Source organism: Actinophytocola sp., assembly GCF_050699915.1.
Taxonomy (GTDB): domain Bacteria; phylum Actinomycetota; class Actinomycetes; order Mycobacteriales; family Pseudonocardiaceae; genus Actinophytocola.
Genome location: NZ_JBOHGA010000166.1, coordinates 1 through 14,434, shown reverse-complemented (window position 1 = coordinate 14,434; position 14,434 = coordinate 1). Strand labels below are relative to the sequence as shown.

Below are 14,434 nucleotides of genomic sequence, written 5' to 3'. Positions count from 1 at the left end.
GGCCTGGAGGGCAAGGGCCCGACACCGCGCGCGACCATGCGGCCTGGGCACCCGGCGCAGCGCCGGGCCACGGCCGCCGCGAAGGCCGCCCAGCGCCGGTCCAAGGACAAGCCGGTCGCGGAGCTGGTGGCCGGCCGCAACCCGGTGGTGGAGTGCCTGCGCGCGGCGGTGCCCGCGACCGCGCTGTACGTGCAGCTCGGGGTCGACGCCGACGATCGGGTGACCGAGGCCGTGCGGCTCGCGGCCGACCGCGGGATCTCGGTGCTCGAGGTGGCGAAGCCGGAGCTGGACAAGCTGACCGGTGGCGCGCTGCACCAGGGCTTGTCGCTGCAGATGCCGCCGTTCGAGTACGCGCACCCGGACGACCTGCTCGCCGCGGCCACCGAGTCGACCGAGCCGCCGCTGCTGGTCGCGCTGGACGGCGTGACCGACCCGCGGAACCTGGGCGCGGTGATCCGCTCGGCGGCGGCGTTCGGGGCGGACGGGGTGCTGCTGCCGCAGCGGCGCAGCGCCGGCGTGACCGCGGTGGCGTGGCGGACGTCGGCGGGTACCGCGGCGAAGATCCCGGTGGCGGTGGCCACGAACCTCACGCGGACGCTGCGGGCGTACGCCGAGGCCGGGATGATGATCGTCGGCCTGGACGCGGACGGCACGGCCACCGTCGACGAGCTGAAGCTCGCGACCTCGCCGCTGGTCGTCGTGGTGGGCTCGGAGGGACGCGGGCTGTCCCGGCTGGTGCGCGAGGCGTGCGACGAGACGGTGTCGATTCCCATGGCGGCCGGGGTGGAGTCGCTGAACGCGTCGGTCGCCGCCGGTGTCGTACTGGCGGAGGTAGCCCGGCGACGCCGGGCCGCGGGCCGCACGTAGGCCGGCCATGTCCTTTGCCAGCCCGCTCTTCCTGTGGATCTTCACGCCCATCGTGTTGGGGCTGGTGCTGTTATGCCCGCGCAGCTGGCGCAACGGCATCATCGCGATCGCGAGCCTGATCTTCTACACGGTCGGCGCGGGCCCGTCGGTGATCCTGCTGCTGGTCGCGATGGTGGTGAACTACTTCGCGGGACAGGCGCTGGAGCCGGACGAGTGGGCGCTGGCAGAGCGGCGCAAGCGGTTGCTGCTGATCGGCGTGATCGTCTTCGACGTGGCGGTGCTGGTCGTCTGGAAGTACGCGGGGTTCCTGACCGAGCAGCTGAACGGGTTCGCGCAGCTGCTCGGCGGTGACTTCCCGGTGACGCACCTGGTGCTGCCGATCGGGATCTCGTTCTACACGTTCCACAACATCTCCTACGTCGTGGACATCTATCGAGGCGAGCGGCCGGCGCTGCGCCGGCCGGTGTCGTACGCGACGTACATAACGATGTTCCCGCAGCTGATCGCGGGCCCGATCGTGCGGTACCGGGAGATCGCGGACCAGCTGCCGCAGGAGCGCACGCACCGGCTGGACGACATCGCGGCGGGGTTCCCGCGGTTCGCGCTCGGGCTGTGCAAGAAGGTCATCATCGCGGACTCGCTGTCGCCGCTCGTCGACGCGTGCTTCTCGACGCCGAACGACGAGATGACGTTCGCGGTGGCGTGGGTGGGGGCACTGGCGTACACGCTGCAGCTGTACTTCGACTTCTCGGGCTACTCGGACATGGCGATCGGGCTGGGCCGGATGCTGGGGTTCCGGCTGCCGGAGAACTTCGCCCGCCCGTACTCGTCGGTGACGATCACGGAGTTCTGGCGACGCTGGCACATGTCACTGTCGAGGTGGTTCCGGGACTACGTCTACATCCCGCTGGGCGGCAACCGTCACGGCGGCGCCCGGACGTATCGCAACCTGTGCGTCGTCTTCGTGCTGACGGGCTTCTGGCACGGCGCGGAGTGGACGTTCCTGGTGTGGGGCCTCTACCACGGCGCCCTACTGATCATCGAACGCGGCTTCGGACTCGACCAGGCGCCCGCTACGCGCGGCGGCCTGCTGGCCCGCCGGGCGCTGACGTTCCTCCTGGTGATCTTCGGCTGGGTCATCTTCCGCTCGACGGACATGGCGCAGGCGCTGACGATCATCGGCAACATGCTGCTGCCGACGTTCGACGGGCTGACCGACGTCGTCGCGGAGGCGTTCACGAACCAGCGGCTGGTCATCATGCTGGCCGCACTGGCGATCGCGTTCCTCCCGGCCCATCCGGTCACCGGCCCACTGCTGGAGTCCTCCCCCACCCGAACGGCGACGATCATGAGAGTCGGCGTGATGACGGTGGGCCTGCTCTACGCGGCCATCCTCACGGCGGCGGGCACCTTCAGCCCGTTCCTGTACTACCAGTTCTGAGGGCCTGATCTCGGTCCGTTCAGCCGGTTCCCACCGGTACCCGCTCCCGGATGCCTATCCTGGCCGGATGGTCGAGCTGCGCGCGGACTGCGCCAACTGTGTCGGGTTGTGCTGTGTCTCGCTCAAGTTCAAGAAGTCCGCTCACTTCGCGATCACCAAGCCGGCCGGTCAGCAGTGTCCGCACCAGCGCGCCGACCACTTCTGCGGGATCCACGACTCCTTGCGGGAGAAGGGTTTCAAGGGCTGCACGATCTACGACTGCTTCGGCGCCGGGCAGCGGATCGTGCACGAGATGTTCGGCGGGCAGGACTGGCGGGCCGCCCCGGAGATGCTCGGCGCGTTCCCGGTGTTGCGGAGCCTGCACGAGATGCTCTGGTACCTCACCGAGGTCGTCGCCACGGTGCCGGCCATGCGGGAGGAGGCCGAGCGGGCGATCGAGGCCACCGAGGAGCTCGCCTCGAACGTGACCGCCGACCTGGAGATCGGCCCGCATCGTGAGCTGGTGGGCGAGCTTCTCCTGCGTGCCTCCGCCACCGTCCGCGGCTCGGACCAGGCATACCGGGACGCCCTCTTCATCGGTCGCGACCTCTCCGGACAGGACCTCCGGCGGGCCGGCATGCGCGGCGCGTACCTGTCCGGCGCCAATCTCTCCGGCGCCGACCTGCGCCTCGCCGACCTGCTCGGTGCCGAGCTGCACGACACGAACCTCGCGGGCGCCGACCTGTCCACGTCTCTGTTCCTCATCCAGGACCAGGTCAACTCCGCCAACGGTGACGCGGCTACGCGCCTGCCGGACAGGCTCGCCCGACCCGCGCACTACCGGTAGCCGGCCGCGCGGAAGAGTCGGTCGTAGATCTCGCGGACGGTCTCCTGCTTGCGCGCGTTGTAGTCCATGACGTGCCCGCCTCCTGGGATCGCCGACCGTTTCGCTTCTTCGTACCGGGCGCGGTCCTCGGGGTGGGCGCGCAGCCAGTCGCGGAACATGCGGTGGCGGATGAGCTCCGGGGAGTCCGGGCCGAACACGTGCAGGTTCACCCGAGGCTCGGCCAGCCTCAGGAGCCGGTGCTCGTGCCAGGACGGCTCCCGGGCGAGGAGCGTGTAGCCGATCCGGGCGAGCGGTGGGACGTACCCGTCCTCGTCGCGAGGGTCGGCCACCGTCAGGTCGATGTCGATGACGTCCTTGGCGGCAAGCCCCTCGACCGAGGTCGAACCGATGTGCTCGAGGCCCAGCACCACCTCGCCCAACGCGGCGCGGATCTCCGCCGCCGCGTTCTCGTAGCGGCGCGGCCACTCTGGCTTGTAGTCAACGATCGCGACCGTCTCCGGTGGTGGCGGTCCGTTCAACCACGGGTTCTCGGACGGGTCGGAGTCGTCGTGTCGAGTGATCTCCTCGAAGGTGGGCACACGCCTCAACGTAGTAGTGAGTGCTCACGAGTTCAGGTAGTCGTCCTCGGCGGCGTAGTCGAGCATCGGTGTGAAGTAGTCGTGGTCGAAGTTCGGCGGTAGCTCGGTGGCGGCGGTCAGCCAGTCCAGCTCGGCGGCCACGGTGGCGGCGTAGTCGCCGGCCGGTTGGTAGCCCAGTTGTCGGGCCGCGGTCATGTCCAGGCGGATCGGCGGTACCCGATCCCAGGGATGCCGGCCAAGTCCCCCGGGCGCGTGTTCGTCGAGGAGCACCTCCTGCCAACGGTGGCCGAGATGCGCGGCGACGATCCTCGAGATCTCCAAGGCGTTGGGCGCGTCGGGGTCCGCACTGTTGAGAACTCGCGGGCCGGGATGCTGAGCGACGACCTCGATCAACGCGGCGATGTTGGCCGCCGCGCTCGTCTGGTCGACGCCGCGGCCGCCGCGGGACAGGACGACGACCCGGCGCCCATCGAGCACGCGCTTGACGAACACCCACTCGTCGGGCTTCGACGTGCCGACGCCGTGTACCCGGGACGGGCGCAGGACTGTCACCGGATGCCCGCTGTCCAGCAGCACACGCTCGGCGGCGACCTTGTTCGCGCCATAGCCCTCGGCGCTGAGGTGTTCGACGTCCTCGCGCGGAGCCATGGTCGGCTGCGATTCGTGGATCGGGCCGTCGAAGTTCGGGGCGGCGGCCGAGTTCACGTGGTTTCCCGCGGCATCGACGTAAACCGCTTTCGTGGAGATCATCACCGTGGAACCGACGTCGGCCAGTAGCGGCAGGAGGTCCCGCGCGTGCGCCGCGGTGAAACACAGGCAGTCGACCAGCAGGTCGGCTCCCCCGCCCAGCGCCGCGGCGAGCTCGCCGTTGCGGTCCGCGGCGACGAACCGGCCGCCCGCCGCCACGACATCGTCGGGCATCCGAGAACGGTCTCGGCCGACCGCGGTCACGTCCCAACCAGCTGCCAGCAACCGGCGCGCCGCGGCACGGCCGATCAGGCCGGTGCCGCCGAGAATCACGGCGCGAGGCATCACGTCAACTGCTGGCGGCGCACGATCTCGGTGATCCAGATGGGCGCGAACGGAGACGTGCAGTTCGGCGGAGTCGGATAGTCCTTGAGGACCTCGAGGCGCTCGCCGATGTCGATCGCCCGTGCGCGCAGCGACGGGTTGTCGATCCCGATCTGAGCCAGGCAGTGGTTCATCGCCCACTGGAGGCGGTCCGGGGCGTCCTTCATCTCCGCCTCGATGACGTCCAGCAGGCCCACCAGGTCGAGGCCCTCGGGCTGCTTGGCCACGCGCTCGGTGGTCAGCGCCCAGCCGGCACTGGCGACCACCGGATCCGGATCGGCGGACCAGGCCAGGCGCAGGTCCTCGCAGTGCCGGTTCTTCTTCACCACGTAGTTCACGAGCCAGTCGTGCACCTTGGGAGTGCGCGCGTCGCGCAGCATGACATCCAGCTCGTCGCGCTCGAACGCCTTCGGGCGGCAGATCAGCAGCGCCAGCAGTCGTGCCGCGGTGTCGCCCGTCTCCCACAGCCGGCGCGCGAACTCGTGCTGCGTCTTCAACCGCTTCGCGACAGCGCGCAGCTTGCCGAGGTTCACCCCGTGATCGTCGCCGTGCTTCTCGTTCATCTCGCGGATCTTCGGATCCTCGAGCGCGGCCAGCTCGGCCATCACCTCGGTCAGCGCCGTATCGGCGAGGGTCATCTCAGCCTCCTGTCCACCATGGTCACGAGAGTGCCGGGAGGAACTGATCGTAGAACCTGGTCTTGTACTCGAACACGGCCGACTCGACCGCCTTGAAGCTCTCCCACGTGTCGGGCGTGGCGCTGATGAGCTGGGACAGGCGTACGCCCAGCTGGTCGGAGTGAGTGAGCGACAGCGGGGACGCCTCGGCCAGCGGACGAGTCTTCGCGTCGTGCTTGAGGTGCGGGTAGTAGAACAGCGAGCGGTTCTCGCCGTTGACGAGAAGGTGCTTCTCCATCCGCCGCCACAGCTCGTTGTACTCGACCGACACCAGGATCTCGCCCCAGAAGCGGAGGATCGTCACCAGTTTCGTGTTGGCGTGGTCACCGGTGGCCGCATCCAGGATCAACGCGAACACGTCGCTGATCACCTGGCCGGTGGCCGCGGACGGGCGGCTCTCGACGAACCTTCGCCACGGGACGCCCAGCTGGAGGATGTCCGTCTTCATGTCCTCGCGGTGTGACGGCGGCGGGCCGGAGCTCTTGTCGTCGGGGTACTCCTCGCGAATGATCACCCGCGCGATCCGCACGGCCCGCTCATCGGTCAGCAGGTCGATCGCGAGGTCGTACACCGTGGTGAACGTGTGCGACAGGAAGCGGCGCTGCAGCAGGATGTCGTGAAACGCGTCCTCGGACATGCGGTCGACGTCGCGGAACACCGGGTGCTGCCGGAATCTCTCGATGAGCTCGTCCTCGAAGTGGTCCAACTCCTTCATCACGAGCACCTCCTAGATGTCTATTTCGATCGAGCGTGTCCAGTTGGTCAGGTCGACGTCGTGGCCGATCTCCCAGAGCGTGTCGAGCTCCGTCTGGATCTGCCGGCCCAGAACGGTGTCCGCGCCCTCGATCTCGAACTGCGGCGAGTCGATCGCCAGCTGGCCGTGCAGGAACATGCTGACGAGGTAATGATCATCGGCTCGGTACACCGACACCGACGGCAGCGAGTTGAAGACTCGGACCTTGAGCTTGCTCCGCCGCCGCGCGTCGAGCTGCCGGCACATCGCCTCGAGGATCGTCAGGCAGCGCTCGATGCCGTCGCGCACGGGCTCGTCGATCTCGGTGACCCCGCGCTCGCGCAGCGCCTGCTCACGCAGGCCGGTGACCATCGACCTCGGGTGCAGCAGCAGGATCCGGACCTCGGCGCGCCGGTTGAGCGCCGCCTCCAGGTCCGACCTGAGCAGCTGGAGGTTGGGAATCCACGTGTTCAGGATCGTCACGTGTTTCGCGCGGCCGAGGTAGCTGCTGAAATCGGTGTCGAGAAAACGCCGGTGCACCTTGACCAGACCGGCGTAGTGCTCGCGCCGCAACGTCTGTGCGATGCCTTGGATGTCGAGGTTCGCGAGCGACGCCTCGATCTTGTCCAGGGTCTGGAACCGTTCGACCTCGAGCAGCAGGAAGATCGTGACCGTGCTCAGCATGAGCAGAGTGATCTTCGGGATCGCGTCGCCGTCCGCCAAGCGGTCGAGCCAGCCGAGCGTGTCCGCACCGAGCACCGCGATGCCGAGGATGGCGATCGTCGCCAGGCCCAGCCGCTCGACACGACGGCGCAGCTTGCCCGGCACGGCGCCCCCCATGTCCATGTCATTCGCTGTCGATAAACGGCCTCCCAGTTTCCCACAGCCACCGGTGTCGGGTGATCGACGGCACGAAGTTGCTGTCACGACCATCGCAGGTGAGACTGCGCCCTGACCCGACTCGAAAGGCAACCCAGTCCGATGTCGATCTTCGGCGACTTCGCCGCGCACTGGCAGGTCTACCTGTCCATGCCGGTCATCGCCGCCGTCATCGGGTACCTCACCAAGCGGGCCGCCATCGAGATGATGTTTCGGCCCATGCGGTTCGTCGGCATCAAGGAGCCGTGGCTCGGGTGGCAGGGCGTGGTGCCGCGCCACTCGGAGCGGATGATCCGGATCTCGGCCGACCTGCTCACCAGGCGACTGGTTGACCCGGACGAGATATTTCGCAGGCTGGACTCGGACCGGCTGGCCAAGGAGATCGAGGGGCCGCTGCTCGTCGCCGTCGACGAGATCACCCGGGACGTCATGGCGCGCTACCAGTCCGGGCTCTGGGACCTCCTGCCGCCGTTCGCCCGGGACCTGATCGTCAAGCAGGTGCAGGCCTCCTCGCCGCTGCTCGTCAAGCGGATCATGGCGGAGATCCAGGAGCACATCGGCGAGGTGCTCGACATCCGGCAGGTCGCCGTCGACGCCCTGACCCGCGACAAGGTTCTGCTCGTCGGGCTCACCCGGGACATCTCCCGGCCGGAGATGGCCTTCATCGCGCGCTGCGGCGTCTACTTCGGACTCTTCCTCGGTCTCATCCAGACGGTCGTCTGGGCGGTCACCAAGAACCCGTTGGTACTGCCCCTGTTCGGCGCCCTCATCGGGTGGTTCACCGACTGGCTGGCCATCAAGCTCGTCTTCTTTCCCCGCCGCCCCAGGCGAATCGGGCCGATCACGCTGCACGGCGTGTTCCAGCGCCGGCGGGACGAGGTCGCCAAGCAGTACGCCGCGATCGTCGCCCGTGAGGTGATGACCGTGCCCAACCTCCTCGACGCCGTACTCCGCGGCCCGCGCGCCGACCGGCTGCTCGGCATGATCCGCCGCGCCGTCGAGGAGACGATCGACGAGCAGGCCGCGGCCGTTCGGCCGGTCATCGCCGTCGCGGTCGGTACCAAGGCCTTCGGCGAGCTGAAGCGGGCCGCCGCCGACCGCGCGGTTCGTTACCTGCCCGACACGATCCTGCACGCGAAGGACTACGCCACCGCGGCCCTCGACATCCGCGACACCATCGCCACCCGCATGCGCCGGCTCACCCGCATCGAGTACGAGGGCCTGCTGCGCCCCGCATTCCGTCAGGACGAGTGGAAGCTCATCGCCGTCGGAGCGGTCATCGGCGCGCTCATCGGAGAACTGCAGGTGTTGCTACTGCTGCACTAGGCACGCCGCGCCGCCGCCCGCCCCGCTCGCGCACCAGCGACAGCACCCAGCACACCAGATAGATACAGAACGAGATCGCCGTGACGAACGCGCTCACCGGTGCGCCCGGCGCGAGCGACAACACGATCCCGCCCACCGCCGACGCCTCCGCGAACACGATCGCGAGCACGGTGGCGCGCAAGGGGTTCGCGGTGAGCCGGCAGGCCGCGGCGGCCGGCGTGATCATCAACGCCAGCACCAGGAGCGCGCCGACCGTCTGCACGCCCAACGCCGTCGCGACGCCGACGAGCACCGCGAACACCGGCGACAGCAGCCCGGTCGGCACGCCACGCGCCCGCGCCACCTCCGGGTCGACCGACGCGAACAGCAGCGGCCGGTAGATCGCCAGCAGCACCAGGAAGACCGCCACCGCGCACCCGCCGAGCAGCGCCAGCGACGCGAAGTCCACGCTCACGATCTGCCCGACCAGCAGCCCGAACTTGTTCGACGCTCGCCCCGGGTAGAACCACAGCAGCAGCACGCCCACACCGAGCCCGAACGCCAGCACCGCGCCGATCACCGAGTCGTGCTCGGAGCTGCGCCGCGACAGCAGCCCCAGCACCAGCGCCGCCACGATGGCGCCGGCCAGCGCGCCGTGGCCGACGTTGACGCCCAGCAGCAGCGCCGCCGCGCCGCCGGTGAACGACAACTCGCTCGTCCCGTGCACCGCGAACGCCATGTTGCGACTCACGATCAGCGGCCCGAGCACCCCGGCGAGCAGGCCCAGGATCGCCGCCGCCAGCAACGCGGTCCGCACGAAGTCGAACGCCAGCAGCTCACCGGTCAGCTCGAAGTCGAACAGCTTGTCCATCAGACGCGGTCCTCGCCGTGCAAATGATCGTGCAGGTGATGGTGCGGCTGGTCCTCACACAGGCCACTCTGCGCGCCGACCACATGGATCTGCCCCTGCACCCGGACGACGTCGACCGGCGCGCGGTACAGCTCCGACAGCGTCCGCGTGGTCATCACCTCGTCCGGCCGGCCGATCCGGAACCGACCGTCCACTAGGTACAGCACCCGGTCCACCAGCGGCAGCACCGGGTTGATCTCGTGCGTCACGAACAGCACCGCGGTGTTCGACTCCCGCCGGCGCTCGTCGATCAGCGAGCTGACGATCTGCTGGTTCGCGAGGTCCAGCGACAGCAACGGCTCGTCGCACAGCAGCACCTCGGGATCGCTGATCAACGCCTGCGCCACCCGCAGCCGCTGCTGCTCGCCGCCGGAGAGCCGGCCGACCGGGGCGTCGGCGAACTCGCCGGCGCCGACCGCCGCCAGCACCTCGTCCACCCGCGCCCGCCGGGCCCGCATGCCGCGCAGCCCGATCCCCCACCGGTGCCCGTCGAGACCGAGGCCGACGAGGTCACGGCCGCGCAGCGTCAGGCTCTCGGCCATCGCGCGTTGCTGCGGGACGTAGCCGATGCGCCGGTTGCCGCGGCCGGGCTGACCGCCGACGACCCGCGCGGTGCCCGAGCTCAGCGAGACCAGCCCCAGCAGCACCCGCATCAGGCTGGTCTTGCCGGATCCGTTCGGCCCGAGCACGACGACGAACTCGCCGGGCGCGACATCCAGGTCGAGGCCCTCCCACAGGACCCGGCTGCCGTAACTCAGCGTCGCGGCGCGCAGGGAGATCACGCCCGCGCCCGGCGCGGACCGTTCGGCCACGTCAGACGCCGCGTCCCGGTCGACGGTCACGGCGACTCACGCCTTGGACAGCGCGGCCGCGAGGGCGTCCAGCTGCTTCGTCATCCACTCAACGTAGTCCGTCACGCCCTCCGGCAGAGTCTCGGTGACGGTCACGACCGGCACGCCCGCCGTCTTCGCGGCGTCGGTGAGCGAGTCGGTGATCGCGGTCTCGGTCTGCGCGTTGTTGACCAGCGCGACCACCTGCTTGTCCGTGATCAGGTCGGTGGTCCGCACGACGGCGGCCACCGGAGGGTCGGTCTCCTCCTCGACGGCCTCGGAGAACTCCGCCGGCGTGGCGTCGGTCAGCCCGGCGGCCTCGAGCAGGTAGTGCGCGACCGGCTCGGTGGCGACGACCTTCGCACCCGGCTTCGACCGGCCGACCTGCTCGGCCTTCGCCGCGAGGTCGTCGAGCCGCGCGCCGAACCGGTCGGCGTTGGCGGCGAAGACGTCCTTGTGCGCGGGGTCGATGGCGGCCAGCTGCGCGGCGGTCTCGTCGGCGACCTTCCTGACGGTCGGCAGGTCGTACCAGACGTGCTCGTTCTCGCCGTCGGGGAGGCCGGACACCGCGAAGGCGTCGATCCTCCTCAGGTCCGCACCGGTCGAGTCGGCCAGCTTGGTGAAGAACTCGTCGTAGCCGCCGCCGTTGTAGACGGCCAGGTCCGCGTCGGCCAGCGCGGCGGCGTCCTCTGGCTTGTCCGGGTGGGCATGCGGGTCGCCGGCCGCGTCGTCGATCAGCGACTCGACGCTCACCTCGTCGCCGCCCACGGCCCGGACGACGCTGCCCCACACGTTCGTGGACGCCACCACGGCGACCTTCCCGTCGGCCGCGGCCGAGCCGCCGCCGTCGTCGCCACAGCCGGCGAGTGTCAGCAGAGCAGCACCGACGAGAACCGGGACGGTCAGTGACAGTCGACTCATGCGTGCCTCACTATAGATAATGGGAACCGTTTTCGACTACGCTCCGCCGACTCTACAGACGTTCCTGGGGCTACCGGTACCGCGAGCGGGGGAACCAGAGAGTCACCCGATCGGTGACGCCAGGGCACGCGGATGGACTTCTGCTCATGCTTCTGAACCGTTACGGTCAGCACATGGCCCGGCCAATGCATGTTCGTCGACCGGCGACGCTGGCGTCGCTGGCCGCGGAGCTCGGCGTGTCACGGACGACCGTGTCCAACGCCTACAACCGGCCCGATCAGCTGTCCCCCGAACTACGCAGGCGGGTGCTCGAGACCGCGCGCAGGCTGGGCTATCCCGGGCCGGACCCGGTGGCGCGCTCGCTGCGTACGCGCAAGGCGGGCGCGGTCGGCCTGCTGCTGACCGAGAACCTGTCCTACGCGTTCCGCGACCCGGCGGCGCTCGGCTTCCTGGAGGGGCTGGCGCTCGCGTGCGAAGGGGCGGGGCAGGGCCTGCACCTCGTTCCGGTGAACCCGGAGCGAGAGGACGTGACCGCGGTGCACAGCGCCGGAGTCGACGGGTTCATCGTCTACTCGGTGCCCGACGACGACCCGCACCTCGCCGCGGTGCTGTCCCGACCGGTGCCGACCGTGGTGTGCGACCAGCCGCGGGTGGACGGCGTGGACTTGGTCGGGATAGACGACCACGCGGCGATCGCGCAGCTGGCCGGTCGGCTGATCGAGCTGGGGCACCGCAACGTCGGCGTGGTGTGCATGCGGCTCGCGCGCGACCGCAACGACGGGTTCGCCTCGGTGCCGCGCCAGCGGACGGCGCACTTCCACGTGCAGCGGGCCCGGCTGGCCGCGCTGGCGGACGCGTTCGAGACGGCCGGCGTGGACTGGTCGCGGGTGCCCGTGGTGGAGCGCTTCGACCACAGCACGACCAACGGCGAGTCGGCCGCCGCGCAGCTGCTCGACGCGAGCCCCGAGGTCACCGCGATCATCTGCACGTCGGACATCCTCGCGCTGGGCGCGCTGACGGAGGCGCGGCGGCGCGGGCTGCGGGTGCCGCAGGACCTGACGGTGACCGGCTTCGACGGCATCACGGAGGCGGAGCGGCAGGGCCTGACGACCATCCGGCAACCGGTCCTGGAGAAGGGCCGGGCGGCGGGCAAGCTGCTACTGGCCTCCTCGGACCACACCCGGCCGCGGCACATCATGCTGGACACGGAACTCGTGCTGGGCAAGACGTCGGCCCCGCCGCGCACCACCGAAGAACGCTGGTTCGGCCCGTAGTTCTCACCCACCGCGACCGCCCAGAGCTCCTCAACAGGCCGGCGGTTCACACCTCGGGAATCCGCACCACGATCTCTTTCGGCTGTCCGGAGCCATCGTTCGGGCGGCAGCCCGAGGCGGCCGCGCGACCGACCAGCTGGACGTGGCGATGGACCGTGGCAGGTCAGCGGGTCATCGTGAGTGTGGCCGGGGGTCCGGTCAGCTCGCCGAGCTTGCCGATCACCCGGTACCGGCCGGCCTCGACGGTCGTGCGGTCGACGGGGCAGCCGGGAGCCGACGTGCGGCCGGCCCAGTTCAGCGAGAACCGCAGGGTCTCGGCCGGGCGCAGGGTGCGCTTGTCGACGCCGGCCGGGGCGAAGCAGTCGTTGCTCGACCACAGCCGCTTGCCGCCGTTCGCCGTCGTGATCACCAGCTCGCGCAGCTGACGGCTCACGTCGCGGGTGCACGGGACGTCGCCGGTGTTCACCACCATCAGGCGCAGCAGCGGACGCTCCCCCACCCGGTAGGACTGGGCACCCGGCTGCGCGACGACCCTGAGCGCCTTGTCCGCGCAGCGCTTCGGCGGGGCGGTTGGCATCGGCGCCGGGCGGGAGGTCGGGACCGGGCGGCCGGTCGGCTGGTTCGCCGAGTGTTCCGTCGGGGGCGATCCGGGCGCCGTCGGTTCCGCGGTCCGGGCCGTCGAGGAAGCGGACGCCGAGGCCGACGCGGACGCCGCGCGACTCGACTGCGCCGGCGAGCTCGGCGCCGCGACGACGAGGTTCCGCGCGCCGACGGTGCCCTGCACCGGGTGGTCGTCGGCCGAGCCGACCAGGCCACCGATGATCCACGCCAGCAGCACGACGGCGACGACGCACACGCCGCCGGCGAGCGCCCGGCGACGCCAGTAGACCGATGGCGAGAGCGGACCAGTTGGTTCGAGCATTCACCGACCGTAACGCCGCGACTGCGTTGCGGCGTGGATCTACCCCACCCTCGATCGGGGGATATCCGCAGGTCGGCTGGCTGCGTCGAGTTACCGATGCCATATTGCCGGCAGGCTTGACAGTTGCTCCAATGGGTAATCGACCAGTAGTCCAGCGGACCGACGCAGAGTCCAGGAAAGCCCGGCGGCCAGGAGTGGACATGACCGCGATCGACGACCTACTCGAACGGCACGCATCCGGTGTGGACCACGGCGCGCCCGAGGTGCCGACCCCCGTGCCGAGCCTCCACCTCGCGGTGGTGACCTGCATGGACGCCCGGATCAAGGTGTTCGACGTGTTCGGCCTGCGCCACGGCGAGGTGCACATCCTGCGCAACGCCGGCGGCATCGTCACCGACGACATCATCCGCTCGCTCGCCATCAGCCAGCGCAAGCTCGGCACCCGCGAGGTCATCGTCATGCAGCACACCTCGTGCGGCCTGTCGACCTTCACCGACGACGAGTTCAAGGACGAGGTCGAGGAGGAGACGCGGCTGCGTCCGCCGTGGGCGATCGAGACGTTCCGCGAGGTCAAGGACAGCGTCCGGCAGTCGGTCGAGCGCGTGAAGCGCAGCCCGTTCCTGCCGCACACCGACATCGTCCGCGGCGTCATCTACGACGTGCGGACCGCCGAGCTGACCGAGGTCTTCTGAACTAGCATCTGCCGGCAATGAGTGAGCCAGCGACACGGAGTCTCGACGCGAATGCCCTGACCGACTGGTTCGCCGAGAATGCCCGCGACCTGCCCTGGCGCGCGCCGGACTGCTCGGCGTGGGGCGTACTGGTCAGCGAGATCATGCTGCAGCAGACCCCGGTCGCCCGCGTGGAGCCAGCCTGGCTGGACTGGCTGGCCCGCTGGCCGCGCCCGTCCGACCTCGCCGCCGCGACGCCCGCCGATGTGCTGCGAGCGTGGGGAAAGCTCGGCTACCCGCGCCGCGCGGTGCGGCTGCGTGACGCCGCCACCGCGATCGCCCGGGACCACGGCGACGTCGTTCCGTCCGATGTAGACACTCTGCTCGCGCTGCCCGGGATCGGCGCCTACACCGCGCGGGCGGTCGCCGCGTTCGCCTACCGCAGGCGCTGCCCGGTCGTCGACACCAACGTCCGCCGGGTGATCGCCCGCTTCGTGCACGGCGCGGGCGACGCCGGGCCGGCGTCCAC

General features: G+C 70.0%; 15 protein-coding genes and 1 pseudogene. 7 read left to right on the top strand and 9 right to left on the bottom strand.

Annotated elements, in window-relative coordinates; translation table 11 throughout:
* From rlmB to ACRDSK_RS24410, 3 genes are all read left to right on the top strand, one after another.
* On the top strand, window positions 1-867 hold an 867-nt coding region (rlmB, locus tag ACRDSK_RS24420; RefSeq protein WP_431443575.1), incomplete at its 5' end, for a 23S rRNA (guanosine(2251)-2'-O)-methyltransferase RlmB.
* Window positions 868-874: 7 nt separating this feature from the next.
* Window positions 875-2,308 carry an MBOAT family O-acyltransferase gene (locus tag ACRDSK_RS24415; protein WP_431443574.1) on the top strand — a complete coding sequence of 478 codons (1,434 nt, stop codon included), beginning with the start codon at window positions 875-877 and terminating at the stop codon, window positions 2,306-2,308.
* 67 nt (window positions 2,309-2,375) lie between these two features.
* Window positions 2,376-3,134 carry a pentapeptide repeat-containing protein gene (locus ACRDSK_RS24410; RefSeq protein WP_431443573.1) on the top strand — a complete coding sequence of 253 codons (759 nt, stop codon included), beginning with the start codon at window positions 2,376-2,378 and terminating at the stop codon, window positions 3,132-3,134.
* Here ACRDSK_RS24410 and ACRDSK_RS24405 read toward each other — a convergent pair.
* From ACRDSK_RS24405 to ACRDSK_RS24385, 5 genes are read right to left on the bottom strand one after another with little or no spacing between them, the layout of a single operon-like run.
* Window positions 3,125-3,712: a GrpB family protein gene (locus ACRDSK_RS24405; protein ID WP_431443572.1), complete on the bottom strand. Its 588-nt coding sequence runs from the start codon at window positions 3,710-3,712 to the stop codon at window positions 3,125-3,127. The two genes, ACRDSK_RS24410 and ACRDSK_RS24405, sit on opposite strands and share 10 nt — an antisense overlap.
* Before the next feature lie 24 nt (window positions 3,713-3,736).
* Entirely contained in the window at window positions 3,737-4,744 is a 1,008-nt protein-coding gene (locus tag ACRDSK_RS24400; protein ID WP_431443571.1) for an NAD-dependent epimerase/dehydratase family protein, read from the bottom strand.
* Complete coding sequence (locus ACRDSK_RS24395) at window positions 4,744-5,421, bottom strand: DNA alkylation repair protein (RefSeq protein WP_431443570.1); 678 nt, start codon at window positions 5,419-5,421, stop codon at window positions 4,744-4,746. The genes ACRDSK_RS24400 and ACRDSK_RS24395 overlap by 1 nt, the downstream gene beginning before the upstream one ends.
* A 22-nt stretch (window positions 5,422-5,443) precedes the next feature.
* Window positions 5,444-6,175: a hypothetical protein gene (locus ACRDSK_RS24390; RefSeq protein ID WP_431443569.1), complete on the bottom strand. Its 732-nt coding sequence runs from the start codon at window positions 6,173-6,175 to the stop codon at window positions 5,444-5,446.
* Window positions 6,176-6,187: 12 nt separating this feature from the next.
* The gene (locus ACRDSK_RS24385) at window positions 6,188-7,033 is read right to left on the bottom strand and encodes a hypothetical protein (RefSeq protein WP_431443568.1); all 846 of its coding nucleotides are present in this window, start codon (window positions 7,031-7,033) and stop codon (window positions 6,188-6,190) included.
* Between the two features lie 141 nt (window positions 7,034-7,174).
* On the opposite strand from ACRDSK_RS24385, the gene ACRDSK_RS24380 reads away from it, so the two are divergent.
* Window positions 7,175-8,398, top strand: a complete 1,224-nt coding sequence (locus tag ACRDSK_RS24380; protein WP_431443567.1) for a DUF445 domain-containing protein — start codon at window positions 7,175-7,177, stop codon at window positions 8,396-8,398.
* Here ACRDSK_RS24380 and ACRDSK_RS24375 read toward each other — a convergent pair.
* The 3 genes from ACRDSK_RS24375 to ACRDSK_RS24365 are packed head-to-tail and all read right to left on the bottom strand — an operon-like array spanning window position 8,361 to window position 11,038.
* The gene (locus tag ACRDSK_RS24375) at window positions 8,361-9,248 is read right to left on the bottom strand and encodes a metal ABC transporter permease (protein ID WP_431443566.1); all 888 of its coding nucleotides are present in this window, start codon (window positions 9,246-9,248) and stop codon (window positions 8,361-8,363) included. The genes ACRDSK_RS24380 and ACRDSK_RS24375 overlap by 38 nt on opposite strands.
* Entirely contained in the window at window positions 9,248-10,099 is an 852-nt protein-coding gene (locus tag ACRDSK_RS24370) for a metal ABC transporter ATP-binding protein (RefSeq protein WP_431443576.1), read from the bottom strand. Before ACRDSK_RS24370 ends, ACRDSK_RS24375 begins: the two co-directional genes overlap by 1 nt.
* Window positions 10,100-10,135: 36 nt before the next feature.
* The gene (locus tag ACRDSK_RS24365) at window positions 10,136-11,038 is read right to left on the bottom strand and encodes a metal ABC transporter solute-binding protein, Zn/Mn family (protein ID WP_431443565.1); all 903 of its coding nucleotides are present in this window, start codon (window positions 11,036-11,038) and stop codon (window positions 10,136-10,138) included.
* A gap of 173 nt (window positions 11,039-11,211) precedes the next feature.
* On the opposite strand from ACRDSK_RS24365, the gene ACRDSK_RS24360 reads away from it, so the two are divergent.
* Window positions 11,212-12,312: a LacI family DNA-binding transcriptional regulator gene (locus tag ACRDSK_RS24360; protein WP_431443564.1), complete on the top strand. Its 1,101-nt coding sequence runs from the start codon at window positions 11,212-11,214 to the stop codon at window positions 12,310-12,312.
* A 163-nt stretch (window positions 12,313-12,475) separates the two neighbouring features.
* Here ACRDSK_RS24360 and ACRDSK_RS24355 read toward each other — a convergent pair whose 3' ends face one another.
* The gene (locus ACRDSK_RS24355; protein WP_431443563.1) at window positions 12,476-13,234 is read right to left on the bottom strand and encodes a hypothetical protein; all 759 of its coding nucleotides are present in this window, start codon (window positions 13,232-13,234) and stop codon (window positions 12,476-12,478) included.
* 200 nt (window positions 13,235-13,434) lie between these two features.
* Between ACRDSK_RS24355 and ACRDSK_RS24350 the strand changes: the two genes are divergently transcribed.
* The gene (locus ACRDSK_RS24350; RefSeq protein WP_431443562.1) at window positions 13,435-13,926 is read left to right on the top strand and encodes a beta-class carbonic anhydrase; all 492 of its coding nucleotides are present in this window, start codon (window positions 13,435-13,437) and stop codon (window positions 13,924-13,926) included.
* Between the two features lie 17 nt (window positions 13,927-13,943).
* Window positions 13,944-14,434 (top strand): annotated as a pseudogene (locus tag ACRDSK_RS24345) (A/G-specific adenine glycosylase); the annotation flags it as partial.

Excerpts from the sequence above, each read along its gene's own strand:
- ACRDSK_RS24415 (WP_431443574.1), top strand. The coding sequence starts at position 875 with ATGTCCTTTGCCAGCCCGCTCTTCCTGTGGATCTTCACGCCCATCGTG.
- ACRDSK_RS24410 (WP_431443573.1), top strand. The coding sequence starts at position 2,376 with ATGGTCGAGCTGCGCGCGGACTGCGCCAACTGTGTCGGGTTGTGCTGT.
- ACRDSK_RS24400 (WP_431443571.1), bottom strand. The coding sequence starts at position 4,744 with ATGCCTCGCGCCGTGATTCTCGGCGGCACCGGCCTGATCGGCCGTGCC.
- ACRDSK_RS24395 (WP_431443570.1), bottom strand. The coding sequence starts at position 5,421 with ATGACCCTCGCCGATACGGCGCTGACCGAGGTGATGGCCGAGCTGGCC.
- ACRDSK_RS24390 (WP_431443569.1), bottom strand. The coding sequence starts at position 6,175 with ATGAAGGAGTTGGACCACTTCGAGGACGAGCTCATCGAGAGATTCCGG.
- ACRDSK_RS24385 (WP_431443568.1), bottom strand. The coding sequence starts at position 7,033 with ATGGGGGGCGCCGTGCCGGGCAAGCTGCGCCGTCGTGTCGAGCGGCTG.
- ACRDSK_RS24380 (WP_431443567.1), top strand. The coding sequence starts at position 7,175 with ATGTCGATCTTCGGCGACTTCGCCGCGCACTGGCAGGTCTACCTGTCC.
- ACRDSK_RS24375 (WP_431443566.1), bottom strand. The coding sequence starts at position 9,248 with ATGGACAAGCTGTTCGACTTCGAGCTGACCGGTGAGCTGCTGGCGTTC.
- ACRDSK_RS24365 (WP_431443565.1), bottom strand. The coding sequence starts at position 11,038 with ATGAGTCGACTGTCACTGACCGTCCCGGTTCTCGTCGGTGCTGCTCTG.
- ACRDSK_RS24360 (WP_431443564.1), top strand. The coding sequence starts at position 11,212 with ATGGCCCGGCCAATGCATGTTCGTCGACCGGCGACGCTGGCGTCGCTG.
- ACRDSK_RS24355 (WP_431443563.1), bottom strand. The coding sequence starts at position 13,234 with ATGCTCGAACCAACTGGTCCGCTCTCGCCATCGGTCTACTGGCGTCGC.
- ACRDSK_RS24350 (WP_431443562.1), top strand. The coding sequence starts at position 13,435 with ATGACCGCGATCGACGACCTACTCGAACGGCACGCATCCGGTGTGGAC.